The organism is Desulfotomaculum copahuensis, from assembly GCF_001655685.1.
Classification (GTDB): Bacteria; Bacillota; Desulfotomaculia; order Desulfotomaculales; family Desulfovirgulaceae; genus Desulfotomaculum_G; species Desulfotomaculum_G copahuensis.
In genome coordinates this window covers 196,703-213,728 of record NZ_LYVF01000137.1, presented here as the reverse complement: position 1 = coordinate 213,728, position 17,026 = coordinate 196,703, and the positions used below count along the sequence as shown (strand labels likewise).

The 17,026-nt window shown below is 56.6% G+C and carries 16 protein-coding genes; 13 read left to right on the top strand and 3 right to left on the bottom strand.

Features of this window, described 5'->3' with window-relative positions:
- Together A6M21_RS09090 and A6M21_RS18400 are read left to right on the top strand one after the other, a co-directional pair.
- A partial coding sequence (locus tag A6M21_RS09090) for a sigma factor-like helix-turn-helix DNA-binding protein (RefSeq protein ID WP_066668026.1) occupies nucleotides 1–342 on the top strand: 342 nt, incomplete at its 5' end.
- 149 nt (nucleotides 343–491) lie between these two features.
- Nucleotides 492–839, top strand: a complete 348-nt coding sequence (locus A6M21_RS18400) for a hypothetical protein (RefSeq protein WP_151191870.1) — start codon at nucleotides 492–494, stop codon at nucleotides 837–839.
- Nucleotides 840–930: 91 nt separating this feature from the next.
- Here A6M21_RS18400 and A6M21_RS09085 read toward each other — a convergent pair whose 3' ends face one another.
- Nucleotides 931–1,971 (bottom strand): DUF4179 domain-containing protein, encoded by a 1,041-nt coding sequence (locus A6M21_RS09085; protein WP_066667969.1) that lies wholly within the window; start codon nucleotides 1,969–1,971, stop codon nucleotides 931–933.
- On the bottom strand, nucleotides 1,964–2,521 hold the full coding sequence (locus A6M21_RS09080) for an RNA polymerase sigma factor (RefSeq protein ID WP_066667967.1): 558 nt from the start codon (nucleotides 2,519–2,521) through the stop codon (nucleotides 1,964–1,966). The genes A6M21_RS09085 and A6M21_RS09080 overlap by 8 nt, the downstream gene beginning before the upstream one ends.
- A 446-nt stretch (nucleotides 2,522–2,967) precedes the next feature.
- Here A6M21_RS09080 and A6M21_RS09075 point away from each other — a divergent pair, with 446 nt between their 5' ends.
- Nucleotides 2,968–3,300 carry a nucleotidyltransferase domain-containing protein gene (locus tag A6M21_RS09075; protein ID WP_066667966.1) on the top strand — a complete coding sequence of 111 codons (333 nt, stop codon included), beginning with the start codon at nucleotides 2,968–2,970 and terminating at the stop codon, nucleotides 3,298–3,300.
- A complete protein-coding gene (locus tag A6M21_RS09070) occupies nucleotides 3,297–3,692 on the top strand; it encodes a HEPN domain-containing protein (RefSeq protein ID WP_066667965.1) in 396 nt (131 codons plus the stop codon). Before A6M21_RS09075 ends, A6M21_RS09070 begins: the two co-directional genes overlap by 4 nt.
- A 107-nt stretch (nucleotides 3,693–3,799) precedes the next feature.
- On the opposite strand, the gene A6M21_RS09065 is transcribed toward A6M21_RS09070, so the two are convergent.
- Nucleotides 3,800–5,185, bottom strand: coding sequence for an alpha/beta hydrolase (locus A6M21_RS09065; RefSeq protein ID WP_066667963.1), 1,386 nt, complete (start codon nucleotides 5,183–5,185; stop codon nucleotides 3,800–3,802).
- A 219-nt stretch (nucleotides 5,186–5,404) separates the two neighbouring features.
- On the opposite strand from A6M21_RS09065, the gene A6M21_RS09060 reads away from it, so the two are divergent.
- The 9 genes from A6M21_RS09060 to ilvB (A6M21_RS09020) all read left to right on the top strand — a co-directional run bounded on the left by A6M21_RS09060 (nucleotide 5,405) and on the right by ilvB (A6M21_RS09020) (nucleotide 16,888).
- Nucleotides 5,405–6,649, top strand: coding sequence for an MFS transporter (locus A6M21_RS09060; RefSeq protein WP_066668024.1), 1,245 nt, complete (start codon nucleotides 5,405–5,407; stop codon nucleotides 6,647–6,649).
- Between the two features lie 250 nt (nucleotides 6,650–6,899).
- Complete coding sequence (argH, locus tag A6M21_RS09055) at nucleotides 6,900–8,282, top strand: argininosuccinate lyase (protein WP_066667961.1); 1,383 nt, start codon at nucleotides 6,900–6,902, stop codon at nucleotides 8,280–8,282.
- A gap of 40 nt (nucleotides 8,283–8,322) precedes the next feature.
- Nucleotides 8,323–8,520: a hypothetical protein gene (locus A6M21_RS09050; protein ID WP_066667960.1), complete on the top strand. Its 198-nt coding sequence runs from the start codon at nucleotides 8,323–8,325 to the stop codon at nucleotides 8,518–8,520.
- A 648-nt stretch (nucleotides 8,521–9,168) separates the two neighbouring features.
- Nucleotides 9,169–10,050, top strand: a complete 882-nt coding sequence (ilvE, locus tag A6M21_RS09045; protein WP_066667958.1) for a branched-chain-amino-acid transaminase — start codon at nucleotides 9,169–9,171, stop codon at nucleotides 10,048–10,050.
- 34 nt (nucleotides 10,051–10,084) lie between these two features.
- Complete coding sequence (gene ilvD, locus A6M21_RS09040) at nucleotides 10,085–11,749, top strand: dihydroxy-acid dehydratase (RefSeq protein ID WP_066667956.1); 1,665 nt, start codon at nucleotides 10,085–10,087, stop codon at nucleotides 11,747–11,749.
- Between the two features lie 17 nt (nucleotides 11,750–11,766).
- Nucleotides 11,767–13,422: a biosynthetic-type acetolactate synthase large subunit gene (gene ilvB, locus A6M21_RS09035; RefSeq protein ID WP_066667954.1), complete on the top strand. Its 1,656-nt coding sequence runs from the start codon at nucleotides 11,767–11,769 to the stop codon at nucleotides 13,420–13,422.
- 68 nt (nucleotides 13,423–13,490) lie between these two features.
- Complete coding sequence (gene ilvN, locus A6M21_RS09030; RefSeq protein ID WP_066667952.1) at nucleotides 13,491–14,012, top strand: acetolactate synthase small subunit; 522 nt, start codon at nucleotides 13,491–13,493, stop codon at nucleotides 14,010–14,012.
- A complete protein-coding gene (ilvC, locus tag A6M21_RS09025; protein WP_066667950.1) occupies nucleotides 14,012–15,010 on the top strand; it encodes a ketol-acid reductoisomerase in 999 nt (332 codons plus the stop codon). The genes ilvN and ilvC overlap by 1 nt, the downstream gene beginning before the upstream one ends.
- Nucleotides 15,011–15,220: 210 nt before the next feature.
- Nucleotides 15,221–16,888: a biosynthetic-type acetolactate synthase large subunit gene (gene ilvB, locus A6M21_RS09020; protein ID WP_066667949.1), complete on the top strand. Its 1,668-nt coding sequence runs from the start codon at nucleotides 15,221–15,223 to the stop codon at nucleotides 16,886–16,888.
- The last annotated feature ends 138 nt before the right edge of the window (nucleotides 16,889–17,026 follow it).

Genomic DNA, 17,026 nt, shown 5'->3' with positions numbered 1-17,026 from the left:
GCCAGGTTGGCTAAAAAGCGTCGTCGGTTGATGGAACATGAACGCTTAATTCTGGATGCTCCGGCTGATGTTTCTGACGGGGAAGTGGTAATGGTGGATACTATTGCCGCCGCGGTCGATGTTGCAGGCGAAGCGGAAGGAGCTGTTTTTATTCAGGATGCCCTCTCGTCGCTGACCCTGCTACAGCGGGAGATTATAACGGCTACGGTCCTGGAAGGCGTTACTGAAAAAGAAACGGCTGTAAGATTAGGGATATCGCAGCAGGCGGTGCACAAGGTAAAGGAACGGGCGTTGAAGAGGTTGAGGAAGCATATTGTCCTGGACGAGCCCACCGGCAGGTAGAGACTCATCCAGGAAGAGGGTAATCGTCCCGGTACCTGAAGGCAGAGAGGATGCTATTATAAACTGCTGACGCCAAATTGGAAATATCAGGGGATAGAACTTATATGAGTAGTTTTACCAAACTTAGTAAAGATGGGAGGTTTTGATCCATGGCTTATTTGTCTTATAATTTTAGTGGTTTGCAGAGTTGGATCTACACTAAAAACAGTTTTGCCGTTTCAACTACGGAAAATGTTAGTGTTGTTCTGGTGCAATACGCGACAGGCTGTGTGCTGGGTAATTGTGCGGTCGATCTGACTTATTCGCTTGTAAAATCTAGTTTAAATTGTGCAGAATGTGATTGCCCTGATTATGGACCTATTGAAGTTAATGGTGAATATAATAGTCAAAGTAATACAATTGTATTTCACAATGTATCACCAGGTACTTATAGGTTGTGCATATACAATAAAAACTATGATACACCAGCAGATGGAAACGGGTATATATATTATTAGATAAATAGGAATGAAGAAGGGGGTGTCAAGCACCCCCTCTTACTACTCAAGTTACTGTTTTTAAAATTAAATAAAGTTTGGTTTGATATTTTTAGTTTAACAAGACTTTTATTTTTTTAGTTGGAAAACCAGAATTAGATGTAGTAGGCACAAGAATAAGATATTTGGGAAAAATCTTTGGTGATTCAAATAGTTCTCGAATTGTTTCAGTTATCATGTCACCGTCAACGTGTTTGTGCATTACATATCCGCTTATAGGTCGAAAGACGTGTCCTTTGTCATCAATTGTTGTCCAACTAAGTTTTTCTTTAATAGGATGGGTTAAAACAGATTCAATTATAGTGCTCGATGGGGCAATTTCTACTTTCTTTATCATAATAGTAGTTTGTCCAATTGTCTCCGCCTTCATTGGTAAAAATACCTTAGTGGCTGTATCTGTATGCTGCCTCGATACAGGAACTGTAAGCAGCCATTGTCCTTGTTGCTTTCCAATCTGATGAATTGCAATCTGTAAGTTAAATGTTTCAGGTAAATCACCACGAGGGTAGATTTCCACGAGACCAACACGACCGTTACCCATCCTTTGTTCCGTCCCTTGTGCAGTGTCATGGATAGGCTTATTGTTGGCAAAAAATTGCATTCCCGGTGAGTCTAGTGGAATAGTCATATCCCCAGGATAATTATTGGGACTGAGGTCGTGTCTGGAAGTTGTCACTTGATATCCAATATCAAGTCTGCCTTGGTCATATAATACATCTGTTATGGTGACGGAAATACCTTTGTCTGTCGCCGTTCGGTTTACTTTTGTGCTAAACCCTTTGTCGATAGCGTTTTGCAGGCCTTTGTCTCCAACAAAATTAAAAATTGCCTTAATAACAGGGATCCGTTCAAGTGTTTTGGCCATGACTGGAGAAACAAAACCAGAGGCAATCAGTAATCCGCCAACTATTAATGCGGCAGCAAAGCCGTAACAGATTTTGCGGATTATTGTATCCCATTGGAGAGGCGTATTAGAGATTGCATTGTTTAGGGATGTGAATTTATAGCTCTGCTTTACTTGTTCCCATGTCTTTTGAGGTACATTAATGCGAGCAGCATCTTCCATCAATGCCTCTCGGAATATGTCAGACATGATGAATACCTCCTTTGGGGTTAATCTTGCTATTAATTTCCCCATTAATTGCTTGTTCAAGAATATATCGCGCACGGTTCAAACGATATTTTAGTTTGCCCCGTGTCCATCCGGCGATTTTGGCAGCCTCGGCTTCTGTACAACCAATGAAATGAACGAGGACGATAGCGGTTCTTTCATCATATGAGAGATGTTTCATCGCCTTGTCAATGATTATTCGATGTTCAGCTTGTAGAATATCGTTATCCTGGTTGGCCAGGCTAACTTCGTCTATGTTAACGGCAGCCTTTCGTTTACGTACTTGGTCTAATGCTGTATTTACTAAAATCCGGTAGAACCAGCTGCGGAATGCATGTGTATTTTGTAAGTGGTGTCGATGTATATAAAGCTTAATAAAAGCATCTTGAGCAGCCTCCTCCGCATCATGAAGATTTCTTAGAATCAGCCAGCAGGTGCGAATAGCTTGATTCCAGGTAAGTTGGAATAATTCTTCGTATGCTTGTTCGTCTTTAAGGCATACTCTCTTGATAATTTCTTCCGGTATTTCCACTTGATTCACTCCCCTCTATAAGTATTGACGATCGAAACAGGGAAATTGTAGGATTTTTATTGAAATATTTTTCAGGGTTTCAGGGATTTCTTTTGTTTTCGTCATTGGGGTTATGTATTAGGACCACGATTAAGGCTTCGGTGCCTTGGGGTGCCGGTACGCGGGCGCCATCAGAAACGGGTGCGGGAAATCATTAGTGGACGGTGTGAGCGTGAGTTGTTTGCTGAAGTGGGTCCCGGTACGGCGGATGTGCTTGGTTGCCGGCGGAAGGACGCCCGGCAGTGGTATAAGGAACCGGCTAGCCAGGCATATGATCGGGCCAAACCGTAGCAAGTGAGCCGGTTGGTGATCAGGGAGGTATGCAAAAAGCCCACCGCATGGATTGCTCCTGCTGACAGGATATGGTATAATCAATTTAATAGCTTCACAAAGGAGCGCAGATTATTATGCCTTATTTAAATTTGTCAGAAGAAAAGGCACTGAACGAATTTTCCTCAAAGGTAAAAGGGGTTCTTGGTAAGAACCTCTATGAGCTTAAACTCTTTGGTTCAAAATCAACCGGCGGCTTTCATACTGAATCAGATATAGATGTCTTGATCATCGTTAATAAAAGAGATGAACAAACTTTAGATGCAATTAGTGATGCTCTCCTGGATGTTGAACTGGAATACAACTCCAGAATTTCCCCCGTGGTTTTAACTATTGTCGAATTCCTGCAAAATCAAAAACATCAAACCCTGTTCTACCATGAAGTGGAGCGAAACGGGGTGACCTTGTGAGCCAGATTGGCGACTTGGCCAATTACCGTCTTAAAAAGGCGCGCGAACACTTAAAATCAGCTGAAATACTTCTGAATAACGGGATATACGGCGACTCGTTAAGCCGCTCGTATTATGCCGTTTTTACCGCTGTCAGGGCGCTTCTGGCGACAAAGCAGCTTGACAGCAAAAAACATAGCGGCGTGATTTCCTTGTTCAACCAGCATTTTGTTAAACCTGGCATCGTCGATCGGTCAATGGGCAAGGAACTAAGCAAGGCCCGGGTGAGAAGAGAGTCATCCGACTATACAGATTTCTACCTCGTGAATAAGGAAGAAGCCGTTAGTCAACTGGAAACCGCCAAAAAATTCATTTTGGCTATCGAAAGCACCTTGGTGAAAGAATCATTGTAAAATAACAAAATTCCACACTATTATTAAGCATTAGCATTGTCATGATTCAAGTTTGACGCTGATGGTGTATCACATAGGCTTCCGGGACACCTTTCCGCCATCCTTTTTTATGGCTGATACCAGATCTGGTTACCATACGAGATGAAGCCGTAAAAACCGAAGGAGCCGGCATCCGGGTACTCTGCAGTGAGCGGGCCGCAGATTTTGGCAGGCTCTCCTCCGGCAGCGTCAATCAGCCAGAGGGAATTGTCTCTTACATACAGGATGTGGCGCCCGTCCCTCGACCAGATGGGTTGGTAGATTCCCCGGCCGGCGGACGGTAAGGGATGCGCTCCAGAACCATCCGCATTCTCTACCCAGAGGGTACGGGATGCCACCCAGGACGCCAGGTCCCGGGCATTATTAAAGCCCCAGACCTGATCGCCGAGGTCCCTGGCGGCCACGAAGGCAATACGCCGGCCATCCGCCGAAAGGGATGGGTCGATAGCTACGCAGCCGGTGGGGTTTGGGAGCTTCTGGACCTGACCCGATTCCATGTTGATCAGCGCCAGGCTCTTATTCGCCCAGATAATCCGCAAACCACCGGTTACCATCAGCAGGCGGCCCTGCGGCGCCAGGGAGAGCCATTGCGGATTAGTAAGTCCGTGGGCCAGGGATTTCGGTTTATCGCTTCCCAACTGGAGACTATAGAGGTTCAATCCGTCAGCTGCCGCGGACAAGCCATGCCAGGGGTCCAACCAGTAAAGCAGGCCTTTGCCGTCAGGCCACCAGCCGGCCCCGGCCAACCATATGCCTGCCCGGGGCGCCACCAGGCGCCGGGTGCCCGCTTGCGGGCGCGGCTGGCCGCCATTGATGCCGATTGTATAAAGGGCGTCGCTGCGGTCTTCCGGGTGCTTGCTATCATACGGCAGGGTGACAGTGTATGCCAATTGCTTGCCGTCCGGCGACCATACCGGGGCGCTCGTAACGACATCCACCAGTTGATAAGGCTTGCCTGTCAGCGGTACCAGCCAGATGCCGTTTTGCCCGCCTACTGCCAGGAGATCGTCTGCAGGCGACCAGGAGAACTGGCAGTAACTACCCGGGATATGGTGGGCCTGGGTTCCGTCCTGTCGTTCCAGCCACACGTCGAACGTCTGCGAATCTGTAGCATGCATGAACGCCAGCCATTTACCGTCGTGAGACCAGGCCGGGTTTTTCGCGGTACCGTCAGCGGTCACTTGCCGGACGGTTCCCGTACGGCCATCCAGCACGTAAAGTAGGCCATCTCGGACGAAGGCCAGGCGGCCCTGTCCTTTGAAGGCCGCAACATTGACATCCGGCGATGCCAGCGGGGTTTTGGATGATGGCGCCTTGCTAACAGATTCAGTCTGATTCATATGGGCTGGTAGAAACCCTGCCAGCCGTACCGGGAGAAGCAGGCTGATCACTGCAACAAGAATGATCACGGCGCTAGCGAAGGCAAGAATCACCTTTTTAGTACCAAGCTTCATCTGTGGTTCTCCTTTTAATTTTCTTTCTCCCTATAAATTAGACGTATGGGAAAGATATTTTGTTCCAGATAAATATTCATTAAGGACGCAGAAACAATATTGCGTCCTTAATGTTCTGATAGTATACTTTTTAGGCTTGTAAAACTTTCGAGGACGAAGATTGACCTTTTGGTCAACGTGAGGTTGTTCGGGCAAGACAGTGAGGGGTGTGATGGGGGCATGGTAGCCAGGCGGTCGCTGGGGAGGCAGTTCGGGTGGCTTTGGGCGGCGTATGCGGTCAGCACGTTCGGCACGTGGCTCGCGTTCGACGCGTTCCCTTTGATCGCGATCCTCGTGCTGCACGCTGGGCCGACCGAGGTGTCAGTGCTGGCCGCGGCCGGGCTGGCGGTGGGGGCGGCGGTGGCGGTGCCGCTCGGCCCGTGGGTGGAGTTCCGACGCAAGCGGCCGGTGATGGTCGCAATGGACCTGACCCGGTTCGCAGCGGTGATGAGCGTCCCCGCCGCGTTCGCGCTCGGCTGGCTTAGTTTCGCCCAACTCCTGGTCGTGTCGGTCATTGTCGCCGCAGCCAACATCGTCTTCAAGGCGGCTAGCGGCGCATACCTGAAGGCGCTCGTGCGGCCGGAGGACCTGCTTGTTGCGAACGGGCGGTTCGAGTCCACGACCTGGACCGCCACCGCGCTCGGACCGCCGCTCGGCGGGGTTGCGATCGGGCTGTTCGGTCCGGTGACGACCGCAGTGGCTGATGCGGTCAGCTACCTGCTCTCGGCGGTAGGGATCCGTGCGATCGGCGGGAGGGAGTCGCGCCCCGTGCGAACCGGTGCACCGCGGATGCGAGCCGGCGACCTGCTCGAAGGGTGGCGGTACATCCTGACTCACCCAGCGCTGCGTCCGCTGTTTTTTAACACGATGCTGGTCAACGGCCTGATCATGGCGACCTCGCCGCTGGTCGCCGTCCTGATGCTCGGCCACCTCGGGTTCGCACCGTGGCAGTACGGCCTCGCGTTTGGAGCGCCCTGTGTCGGCGGCATCATCGGCTCACGACTGGCCCAACGACTCGTCGCGCGGTTCGGGCAGCACAGGGTCATGCTCACCATCGGCGCACTACGCGCGTGCTGGTCGCTCGGGTTGGCCTTCATCCGCCCCGGCGCTGCCGGGATCGTGCTCGTCATCACCGTCCAGCTTGGCTTGGTCACCTGCATGGGCGTGTTCAACCCGGTGTTCGCCAGCTACCGGCTCGAACAAACCGGGACGGACCGGGTTGCCCGCACCTTGTCCGCATGGTCGGTCACCAGCAAAGCCACCATTGCGGCCCTGACCGCCCTGTGGGGCCTGCTGGCCGGCATCACCAGCCCACGCACCGCGATAGCGATCGCCGGTGTCCTCATGCTGGCCACCCCGCTCCTGCTCCCCCGGTACGACTACGCACCACAGCATGAGCGGCAACCGGCCCGGAGCCACACATGACACACTGCAACTCGCCACTGACCCCTGAAGACAGACTGCGGCTGGTCAGTTCGGTGACGGTCTATAACTTATGGCAATTATACCAGCACCTGGTTGATATAAGATCCATTTCAAAGGAAAGACTGTTATCATGTTTGGGTACGGTTTCCCAAGCTACTATGGCGGCAGAGGAATTTGAGGGATTGCTCTTTTCATGTCCGCCGCCGGGTGATATGATCTAGACAAGTTTTCAAGCGAGGTGTTGTGATTAATGAAATTATGGGGAGGCCGTTTTCAAAAAAATACCGATGAACTGGTGGATGATTTCCAGTCATCCATTTCCTTTGACCGGCGCCTGTACCGTTACGACATCCGGGGCAGCATCGCGCACGCCCGCATGCTGGCCCGCCAGGGGATTATCGGCAACGAGGAGGCGGCGCAAATCGTGCGCGGCCTGGAGGATGTGCTGGCCGACATTGAGGCCGGGCGGGTGGAGTTTTCCGTGGCGGCCGAGGACATCCACATGAATGTGGAGCAGTTGCTCACCGCGCGCGTCGGACCGGTGGGCAAGAAGCTGCATACCGCCCGCAGCCGCAACGACCAGGTGGCCCTGGATATCCGCATGTATGTTAAAGATGAAATTGATCAGATCCGGCGCCTGCTCGGCGAACTGCTCACCACCCTGCTGGATCTGGCCGAAGCCCACGTGGATACGGTGATGCCCGGTTACACCCACCTGCAGCGGGCGCAACCGGTCACCCTGGCCCACCACCTGCTGGCCTATGTGCAGATGTTCGGCCGTGATGCGGACCGGCTGCGGGACTGCCGCCGCCGGGCCGATGTGCTCCCCCTGGGGGCCGGTGCGCTGGCCGGCACCACTTTTCCCCTGGATCCCGGCTTTGTGGCGGATCAACTCGGTTTTGCCGCCGTCGCCCAGAACAGCCTGGATGCCGTCAGCGACCGGGATTTCGCCGTGGAGTTCACTGCCGCCGCGGCGCTGATCATGGTGCATTTAAGCCGCTTTTGCGAGGAGATCATCCTCTGGTCTTCCGCCGAGTTCGCCTTCATCGAGCTGGACGACGCCTACAGTACGGGCAGCAGCATGATGCCTCAGAAGAAAAACCCGGACGTGGCCGAGTTGACCCGGGGCAAATCCGGGCGCGTATTCGGCGACCTGATCACTCTTTTGACCATGCTCAAGGGCCTGCCCCTGGCCTATAACAAGGACATGCAGGAGGACAAGGAAACCCTTTTCGACGCGGTGGACACGGTGAAAAAGTGCCTGCTCATCTTCCGGCCGATGGTGGCCACCATGAAAATCCGGCGGGAAAAAATGGCCGCCGCGGCCAGAGGCGGTTTCACCAACGCCACCGACCTGGCCGATTACCTGACCGGCCAGGGGGTGCCCTTCCGGGAGGCGCATGCTTTGGCCGGCCGGCTGGTTTATTACTGCCTGGAACAGGGCAGGTCCCTGGAGGAACTGACCCTGGAGGAATTCCGGCAGTTTGCCCCGGCAGTGGCGGAGGATGTTTACCGGGTCATCGACATCCGGCACTGTGTGGACGCCCGGCGGGTGCTGGGCGGTCCGGCGCCGCAGGCGGTGCGGGAAGCCATTGACCGGGCGCGGGCTATGGTGGCCCAGGTGTGCCGCTGACGCCCCGCCGGGCACCTGTATTTAGATTGCGGTTGTACCCGTGAATTTAGTGCCGGAGTGGCGGCAAATTTTTACCGTGATCATTGTGAAGCGCCAACGGTTAACGGGTACCGGCCGGATTGCGCTCAAAAGTAATCCGGCGGTTGCCGCCGGGCCGGTTTATCTGTTAACGGAACTTGAACCTGTTCTTAACGAAAAATTCCTTGACACTGTTGCATTAAGTCTGTATACTGGATAATAAGTTATTCACCGCACAGGCCATGAAGGGGAACAAGTAACCTGTCTGCCAGGCCGCAGAGAGCCGGGGTAGCTGCAAACCGGTGCCGGTAGAGGTGAAAAGGATCGCCCCGGAGCCGCCCGCTGAAAATGTCCGGATGGGCATTGTGTAGGCCGGGACGGGTTGGTCGACCCGTTATCAAAGCCGTGTCCTGATGGGGACACAAAGGGGCTCCTGCCGCGAGGCGGGGGCAAGCAGGGTGGTACCGCGCGAGGATAAGCCTCTCGTCCCTGGCAGCTTTAGCCGGCTGCCGGGAACGGGAGGTTTTTTGTTTTTATTTATTTCAAATTCAACAAGACGGTTTTTAGAGGGAAGTGTACCTAGGGTTCCGCCTCCGCCGGAGGGACTGGACCAAGCGGTACAGGCCGCCGGGGGCGGTTACACCGTGGGGATAAAAGACCCGAGCGGATAGGTTCCACTCTTGGAATTTATCTGCCGGGTCTTTTCATTTTCACACTGCACAACAGGCCGGGGGGTGAAGTTAATAGTGTCAATTGTAGTGATCCCCCGGGAAGGGGGCAGTAAAGCAGGGCTATAAGCAAAAAGCAGACGGCGTGACGCCATAGAAATGAAAAATCCGTATATACAAAAGATTAAGGAGTGTGGGCAATGGGCTTGATTATTTATCTGAATGGTCAATATGTGCCGGAGGAACAAGCGGTAGTTTCCGTTTTTGACCACGGCCTGCTTTACGGCGATGGCATTTTCGAGGGCATCAGGGCCTACTACAACCACGTGTTCAAGCTGGAGGAGCACCTGGTGCGGCTGTATGAGTCGGCCCGTTCCCTGGGCTTGAACATCCCCATTTCCAAGGCTGAAATGGAGGAAGTGGTGCTGGAAACCTGCCGGCGCAACAACCTGAAAGATGCCTACATTCGTCTGGTGGTTACCCGGGGACGGGGCGATCTGGGACTGGATCCGCGTAACTGCCCAACGCCGACCATTTTCTGTATCGCCGCCTCCATCCAGCTTTATCCCGACGAGCTGTATGAAAGGGGTATGGAACTGGTCACCGTGCCCACACGGCGCAATTTGACCGAAGCCTCCAACCCGCAGATCAAGTCGTTGAACTACCTGAACAATATTTTCGCCAAAATGGAAGCCAGCTTGATGGGCGCGCCGGAAGGGCTGCTGCTCAATCAGGAGGGCTATGTGGCCGAGGCCACCGGCGACAACATTTTCATCATCAAGAACGGCGTGCTGATTACCCCGCCGCCCTTTGCGGGCATCCTGGTGGGTGTGACGCGGAACACGATCATGCAAATCGCCCGGGAGAAAGGTATGCCCGTGGAAGAAAAGCTGTTTACCCGCCACGCTATTTATACGGCAGACGAGTGTTTCCTCACCGGTACGGCGGCCGAGGCCATTCCGGTGGTGAAGCTGGACGGGCGGGAAATCGGCAGCGGCAGGCCGGGTGAAATGACCTGGGAACTGATCCGCGCCTTCCGGGAACTGACCAAAGTGGACGGCCCGCTGATCTTTAAAGATTAGTCGTCCGGACCAAAAACAAGGGAGGTTTTTGACCGTGCGCAGCGACGCCATCAAAAAAGGACTGGAAAAAGCCCCTCACCGCTCCTTGCTCAGGGCGCTGGGTTATGTGGACCAGGAACTGGAGCGGCCGCTGATCGGGGTGGTGAATTCTTTTAACGAAATCGTGCCGGGGCATATGCATTTGAATGAAATTGCCGCCGCGGTCAAGGCCGGCGTGCGCCTGGCCGGCGGCACGCCGGTGGAATTTCCCTGCATCGCCGTTTGCGACGGCATCGCCATGAATCACAGCGGGATGAAATATTCCCTGGCCAGTCGGGAGCTGATCGCCGATTCGGTGGAAGTAATGGCGCAGGCGCACCAGTTTGACGGCCTGGTGCTGGTCACCGCCTGTGACAAGATCGTGCCCGGCATGCTCATGGCCGCCGCCCGGCTGGATATACCGTGCATAGTGGTCAGCGGCGGCCCGATGCTGGCCGGCCGCTACCGGGGGCGGGATGTTTCTTTGAGCAATATGTTTGAAGCGGTGGGTGCGGTCAGGGCCGGGCGCATGAGCGCGGAGGAACTGGCCGGGCTGGAGGATACGGCCTGTCCGGGCTGTGGTTCCTGCGCCGGCATGTTCACCGCCAACTCCATGAACTGCCTCACCGAGGCGATCGGCCTGGCCCTGCCGGGCAACGGCACCATTCCGGCGGTGACGGCCGCCCGGCGCCGGCTGGCCAAGTTGACCGGCATCCGCATTGTGGAGTTGGTGCAGCAGGATGTACGTCCTTCACAAATCCTCACTGCGGCCGCCTTTGAAAACGCCCTGGCGGTGGATATGGCCTTGGGCTGCTCCACCAACACGGTGCTGCACCTGCCGGCCATTGCCCGGGAGGCCGGAGTGGAAATAAACCTGAACATGATCAGTGAAATCAGCGAAAAGACGCCCAACCTGTGCCGCCTGAGCCCGGCGGGACCGCATTTCATGCAGGATCTGGACGAGGCCGGCGGGATCCCGGCCGTGATGACCCAGCTGGCCCGCAAGGGTTTGTTGCATCTGGATGCGCCGGCCGTATCCGGGAAAACAATTGGCGGGCAGATCCAGGGGCGGGAAGTGTTCCGTCCGGAGGTCATCCGCAGTGTTGATGATCCGTACAGCCCCACCGGCGGCATTGCCATTTTGCGGGGCAATCTCGCCCCGGACGGGGCGGTGGTGAAAAAATCCGCGGTGGCCCCGGAAATGCTGGTGCACCGGGGGCCGGCGCGCGTGTTTGACGGTGAGGAAGCGGCTGTGCAGGCCATATTGGGCGGAGCGATTAAGAAGGGCGATGTGATTGTCATCCGCTACGAAGGTCCGCGGGGCGGCCCGGGCATGCGTGAAATGCTCACCCCCACTGCGGTGGTGGCCGGCATGGGGCTGGATAAGGATGTCGCCCTTTTGACCGACGGGCGCTTCTCCGGAGCCACCCGCGGCGCCTCGATCGGCCATATCTCCCCCGAGGCGGCCGACGGCGGTCCGGTGGCGGCGGTGCGGGAAGGGGATCTGATTGAGATTGACATCCCCAATAACCGTATAAACGTAGCATTAAGTGACGAAGAGTTGCAGTCCCGCCTGAACGGCTGGCGACCGCCGGCGCCGCGGGTGACCAGGGGATACCTGGCCCGCTACGCGCAGCAGGTCACTTCGGCCAGCAGCGGGGCGGTATTCAAGCAGTTATGAACCGGAGGTGAGCTGTGGTGAAGAAGTCAGGCGCGCAAATCCTGGTGGACACTTTGCAGGAGCAGGGTGTGGATACCATTTTCGGTTTTCCCGGCGGCTCGGTGCTGCCCATTTACGACGCCCTCTATGACGCCGATATCCGGCATATTTTGACCAGGCACGAGCAGGGGGCGGCTCATGCGGCCGACGGCTATGCGCGTGCCTCCGGCCGGCCCGGGGTTTGCCTGGCCACCTCCGGACCGGGGGCGACCAACCTGGTTACCGGCATTGCCAACGCCTACATGGACTCCGTACCCCTGGTGGCCTTCACCGGCCAGGTGACCACCGGCCTTTTGGGCCGCGATTCCTTTCAGGAGGCGGATATCACCGGTATTACCATGCCGGTGACCAAGCATAACTATATCGTCAAGGATACCCGGGAACTGGCCGGGGTGATCCGGGAGGCTTTTTACATCGCCACCACCGGCCGGCCGGGCCCGGTGCTGGTGGATATACCCAAGGATGTGGCCAGCAACGAGATCGAGTATCAGGATCCCGGTCCGGTGAACCTGCCCGGCTACCACCCGCAGCCGGTGCCGCCGGCGGAGCAGTTGAACCGGGCGGCGGCGGCCATCCTCCGGTCGGAGCGGCCGGTGATCTACGCCGGCGGCGGGGTGGTCAGCTCCGGGGCGCACCGGGAACTGCGCCAACTGGCCGAAATGCTGCTGGCCCCGGTGGCCACCACGCTGATGGGTCTGGGCAGCTTTCCCGGGGATCATCCCCTTTCCCTGGGCATGCCCGGCATGCACGGCAGCAAGTATGCCAACTATGCCTTTTGTGAGTGCGACCTGCTCATTGCGGTGGGCGTACGCTTTGACGACCGGGTGACGGGCAAGATCGATTGCTTCGCCCCGCGGGCGAAAATCCTGCATATAGACATCGACCCGGCGGAAATAGGCAAGAATGTGCGGGTGGATATTCCCCTGGTGGGGGATGTGCGGCAGGTGCTGGCCGCGCTTATTGAGCGTCTGGAAGCCAAACTGCCCGGCGCCTGGCAGGAGAAGATCGACACCTGGAAAAAGGAATATCCGGTTACCTATGAAGAAAACGGCCACCTCAAACCACAGCAGGTGATCCGGGAAATTTACCGGGTGACCGGCGGTCAGGCCAGAATCACGACCGAGGTGGGCCAGCACCAGATGTGGGCGGCCCATTATTATACTTATACCCGGCCGCGCTCCTTCATCTCCTCCGGCGGGCTGGGCACCATGGGCTACGGTTTTCCGGCCGCCATCGGCGTGCAGGTGGCCTGTCCCGGTGAAACGGTCTTTGATATCGCCGGTGACGGCAGCATCCAGATGAACATCCAGGAACTGGCCACGGCGGTGAACTATGAGCTGCCGGTAAACGTGGCCATCATGAACAACGGCTTTCTGGGCATGGTGCGGCAGTGGCAGGAGTTGTTCTACAACCGGCGCTACGCCTACACCGAGCTGGTCAACCCGGATTTTGTCCGGCTGGCCGAAGCATACGGCGCCGCCGGCCGGCGGGTGACCACGGCACGCGAAGTGGCGCCGGCGCTGGAAGAGGCGGTGGCCGCACAAAAACCGGTGATGCTTGACTTTGTCATTGAGCGGGAGGAAAACGTGCTTCCCTTCGTGCCTCCGGGCGAATCACTGGACCACATGCTATAAAAAGCAAGCGGCGGGAATGACTGGCTTTTGGATCAAGTTAATCCCGGCCGGCAAGGAAGGTGTGGATTATGCGTCATACACTGGCCGTGTTGGTGGAAAACAACCCCGGCGTGCTGGCCCGGGTGGCCGGGCTGTTCAGCCGGCGCGGGTACAATATCGACAGCCTGGCGGTGGGCCGCACCGAAAACCCTGCTGTTTCCCGCATGACCATCGTGGTGGAAGGGGACGACCGGGTGCTGGAACAGGTGACCAAGCAACTGCACAAGCTGATCGATGTGATTAAAATAAATGATGTCACCGTGGATGAATATGTGGACCGGGAACTGGTGTTAATAAAGGTGAGCGCCGATTCCGGCCAGCGCGGTGAAATCATGCAGATTGCCGATATCTTCCGGGCGCGCATTGTCGATCTGGGACGGCGCACGATCACCCTGGAATGCACCGGCAACGACGGCAAGATCAATGCTTTTGAGGAGTCCCTGCGCCCCTATGGCATCAAGGAGCTGGTGCGTACCGGCAAAATCGCCATGCTGCGGGGCAACAGGTTCACCAATTTAAATACCAATGGAAACCGGGAGGATGAACAGTAATGGTCAAAGTGTATTACGATCAAGACGCGGATTTGAACGTACTCGGGGGCAAAACCATCGCCATCCTTGGTTACGGCAGCCAGGGCCACGCCCAGGCGCAGAACCTGCGGGACAGCGGCATGAATGTAATCATCGGCCTGCCGGAAACCAGCCGCACCCGCGAGCGCGCCAAAGCCGACGGGTTTGCGGTGTTCACGGCGGATGAAGCGGCGTCCAGGGCGGACATCATCCAGGTGCTGGTACCCGACGAGATCCAGGGCCGGCTGTACCGGGAAGCGATCGCCCCGCATCTGGCCGCCGGTAAGGCGCTGATGTTCTCACACGGTTTCAATATTCATTTCAACCAGATCGTGCCGCCGGCGGATGTGGATGTGTTCATGGTCGCCCCGAAGAGCCCCGGCCATATGGTGCGGCGCATGTATGTGGAAGGGCAGGGCGTGCCTTCGTTGATCGCCGTGTATCAGGATGCCGGCGGACGCGCCCGGGAAATGGCCCTGGCCTATGCCAAAGGCATCGGCAGCACCCGGGCGGGCGTGTTTGAAACCACATTCAAGGAAGAAACGGAAACCGACCTGTTTGGCGAGCAGGCGGTGCTCTGCGGCGGCGTCACCGAGCTGATCAAGGCCGGTTTCGACACCCTGGTGGAGGCCGGCTACGCGCCGGAAATGGCTTATTTCGAATGCCTGCATGAAATGAAGCTAATCGTGGATTTGATCAACGAGGGCGGGCTGGGCCTGATGCGCTATTCGATCAGCAATACCGCCGAATACGGCGATTACATGGTGGGCAAACGCATTGTTAATGAAGACACGCGCCGGGAGATGAAACAGGTTTTAAAGGAAATCCAGAACGGAAAATTCGCCCGGGAATGGATGCTGGAGAACCAGGTCAACCGGCCCATGTTCAACGCCATGCGCCGTCAGGAGGCGGAGCACCCGGTGGAAAAAGTGGGTGCCGAACTGCGCAAAATGATGCCCTGGTTGAAGAAGGACAAATAGTGTCATAACACCTGTTTTGCGACGATTGGATGGCGTGGCTCGCATGGCTAAAGCGGCATACAAATTTCCAACACCGGTTGACTGCGGGACGGTCCGGGGCGGGAGGCAACCGTGCCCCGGTTCTGACCGCAATTGACCGACATAAGGTTACGCTGGTCAAAGGATGATGTTTTTTGACGGACCGTACCCGGTTGAAAGGGGGGAAACGGTATGAAAATGAAAGTGGCGGATGCTTTAATCCGCTGCCTGGAACTGGAAAACGTGCGCATCGTCTTCGGTTATCCGGGCGGGGCGATGCTCCCCGTTTACGATGCCCTTTACCATTCCTCCGGCATCAAACACGTGCTGGTGCGCCACGAGCAGGGGGCCGTGCACGCGGCCGACGGCTACGCGCGAGCCTCCGGCGAGGTGGGGGTGGCCATGGCCACCTCCGGTCCCGGCGCGACCAACCTGGTCACCGGCCTGGCCAACGCCTATATGGATTCCGTGCCCCTGGTGGTATTTACCGGCCAGGTACCCACCAGTCAGGTGGGTACCGATGCTTTCCAGGAAGTGGATATTACGGGCATTACCCTGCCGATCACCAAACATAATTATCTGGTTAAAAACCCGTCTGATTTGCCCCGGGTGGTCAAGAACGCCTTTCACATCGCCTCCACGGGCCGGCCGGGACCGGTGTTGATCGATCTGCCCAAGGATGTGGCCCAGACGGAAATTGATTTCGACTATCCGGAAACGGTCAACCTGCGGGGTTATAAACCGACTTTCCGCGGGCATCCCAACCAGATCAACGAGGCGGCGCGTTTGATTGCCGCCGCCCGGCGCCCGGTTATTTATGCCGGCGGCGGCATCATCAACGCCCGGGCGGGCGGGGAACTGTTGGAACTGGCCGAAAAGATTGCTGCTCCGGTGACCAATACATTCATGGGACTGTCCGGTTTTCCCGGGGATCACCCGTTGTTCCTGGGCATGCTCGGCCTGCACGGCACCCGCTACGCCAATCTGGCCGTAACCGAATGCGATTTGCTGATAGCTCTGGGCGCGCGCTTCGACGACCGGGTGACCGGCCGGCTGGACGCCTTCGCGCCCAATGCCGCCTTGATCCACGTGGATATCGACCCGGCGGAAATCGGCAAAAATGTGCGCATCAACGTACCGATTGTGGGCGATGTCAAACAGGTGCTGCAGGCGCTGCTGCCGCTGGTGGAAAAAACGGACCGGGCAGCCTGGCTGGCGCGGGTGGCGGAATTAAAAAGCGCCTATCCGTTGAGCTACGGGCGGGAGAACGGCCTCAAACCGCAGTATATCATTGAGGAGCTTTACCGCTGCACCGGCGGCGATGCGGTGGTGGCCACCGACGTGGGCCAGCACCAGATGTGGGTGGCCCAGTACTACCCCTTCAAGCGGCCGGGGACGTTGATTTCCTCCGGCGGCCTGGGCACCATGGGCTTCGGCCTGCCGGCGGCGGTGGGCGCCCAACTGGCGCTGCCGGACCGGCAGGTGGTTTTGGTCACCGGCGACGGCAGCATCCAGATGAACATGCAGGAACTGGCCACCGTGCGGGAACAGGAATTGCCCTTGAAGATCATTTTGTTGAACAACCATGCCCTGGGCATGGTACGGCAGTTGCAGGAATATTACTGCGAGGGGCGCTACATGGCGGTGGACTTCAAATTCCACCCCGACTTCATTGCTTTGGCCCGCGCCTATGGCATAGCGGGGTATACGATCAGCGACAGTGCAGAGGTGGCGGAAGTGCTCACCCGGGCGCTGGCCGAACCCGGTCCGGTGCTGGTCAACTGTTTGATCAGTACGGAGGAGAACGTACTGCCCATGGTGCTGCAGGGACAGGGCATCGATCAGGCCGTAAGCAGGTAGCAAGTCCGCATCACAGCGCCATGCAACATTATTATGTGAAAATGGCCACTCTTGAAGGTGGTGGCCGTGCCGGAGCTTTGGAGCGACGAGGCACGGCCGCCAAACTTCGGCCACCAGCCTTTTCATTCATGAGTTGTG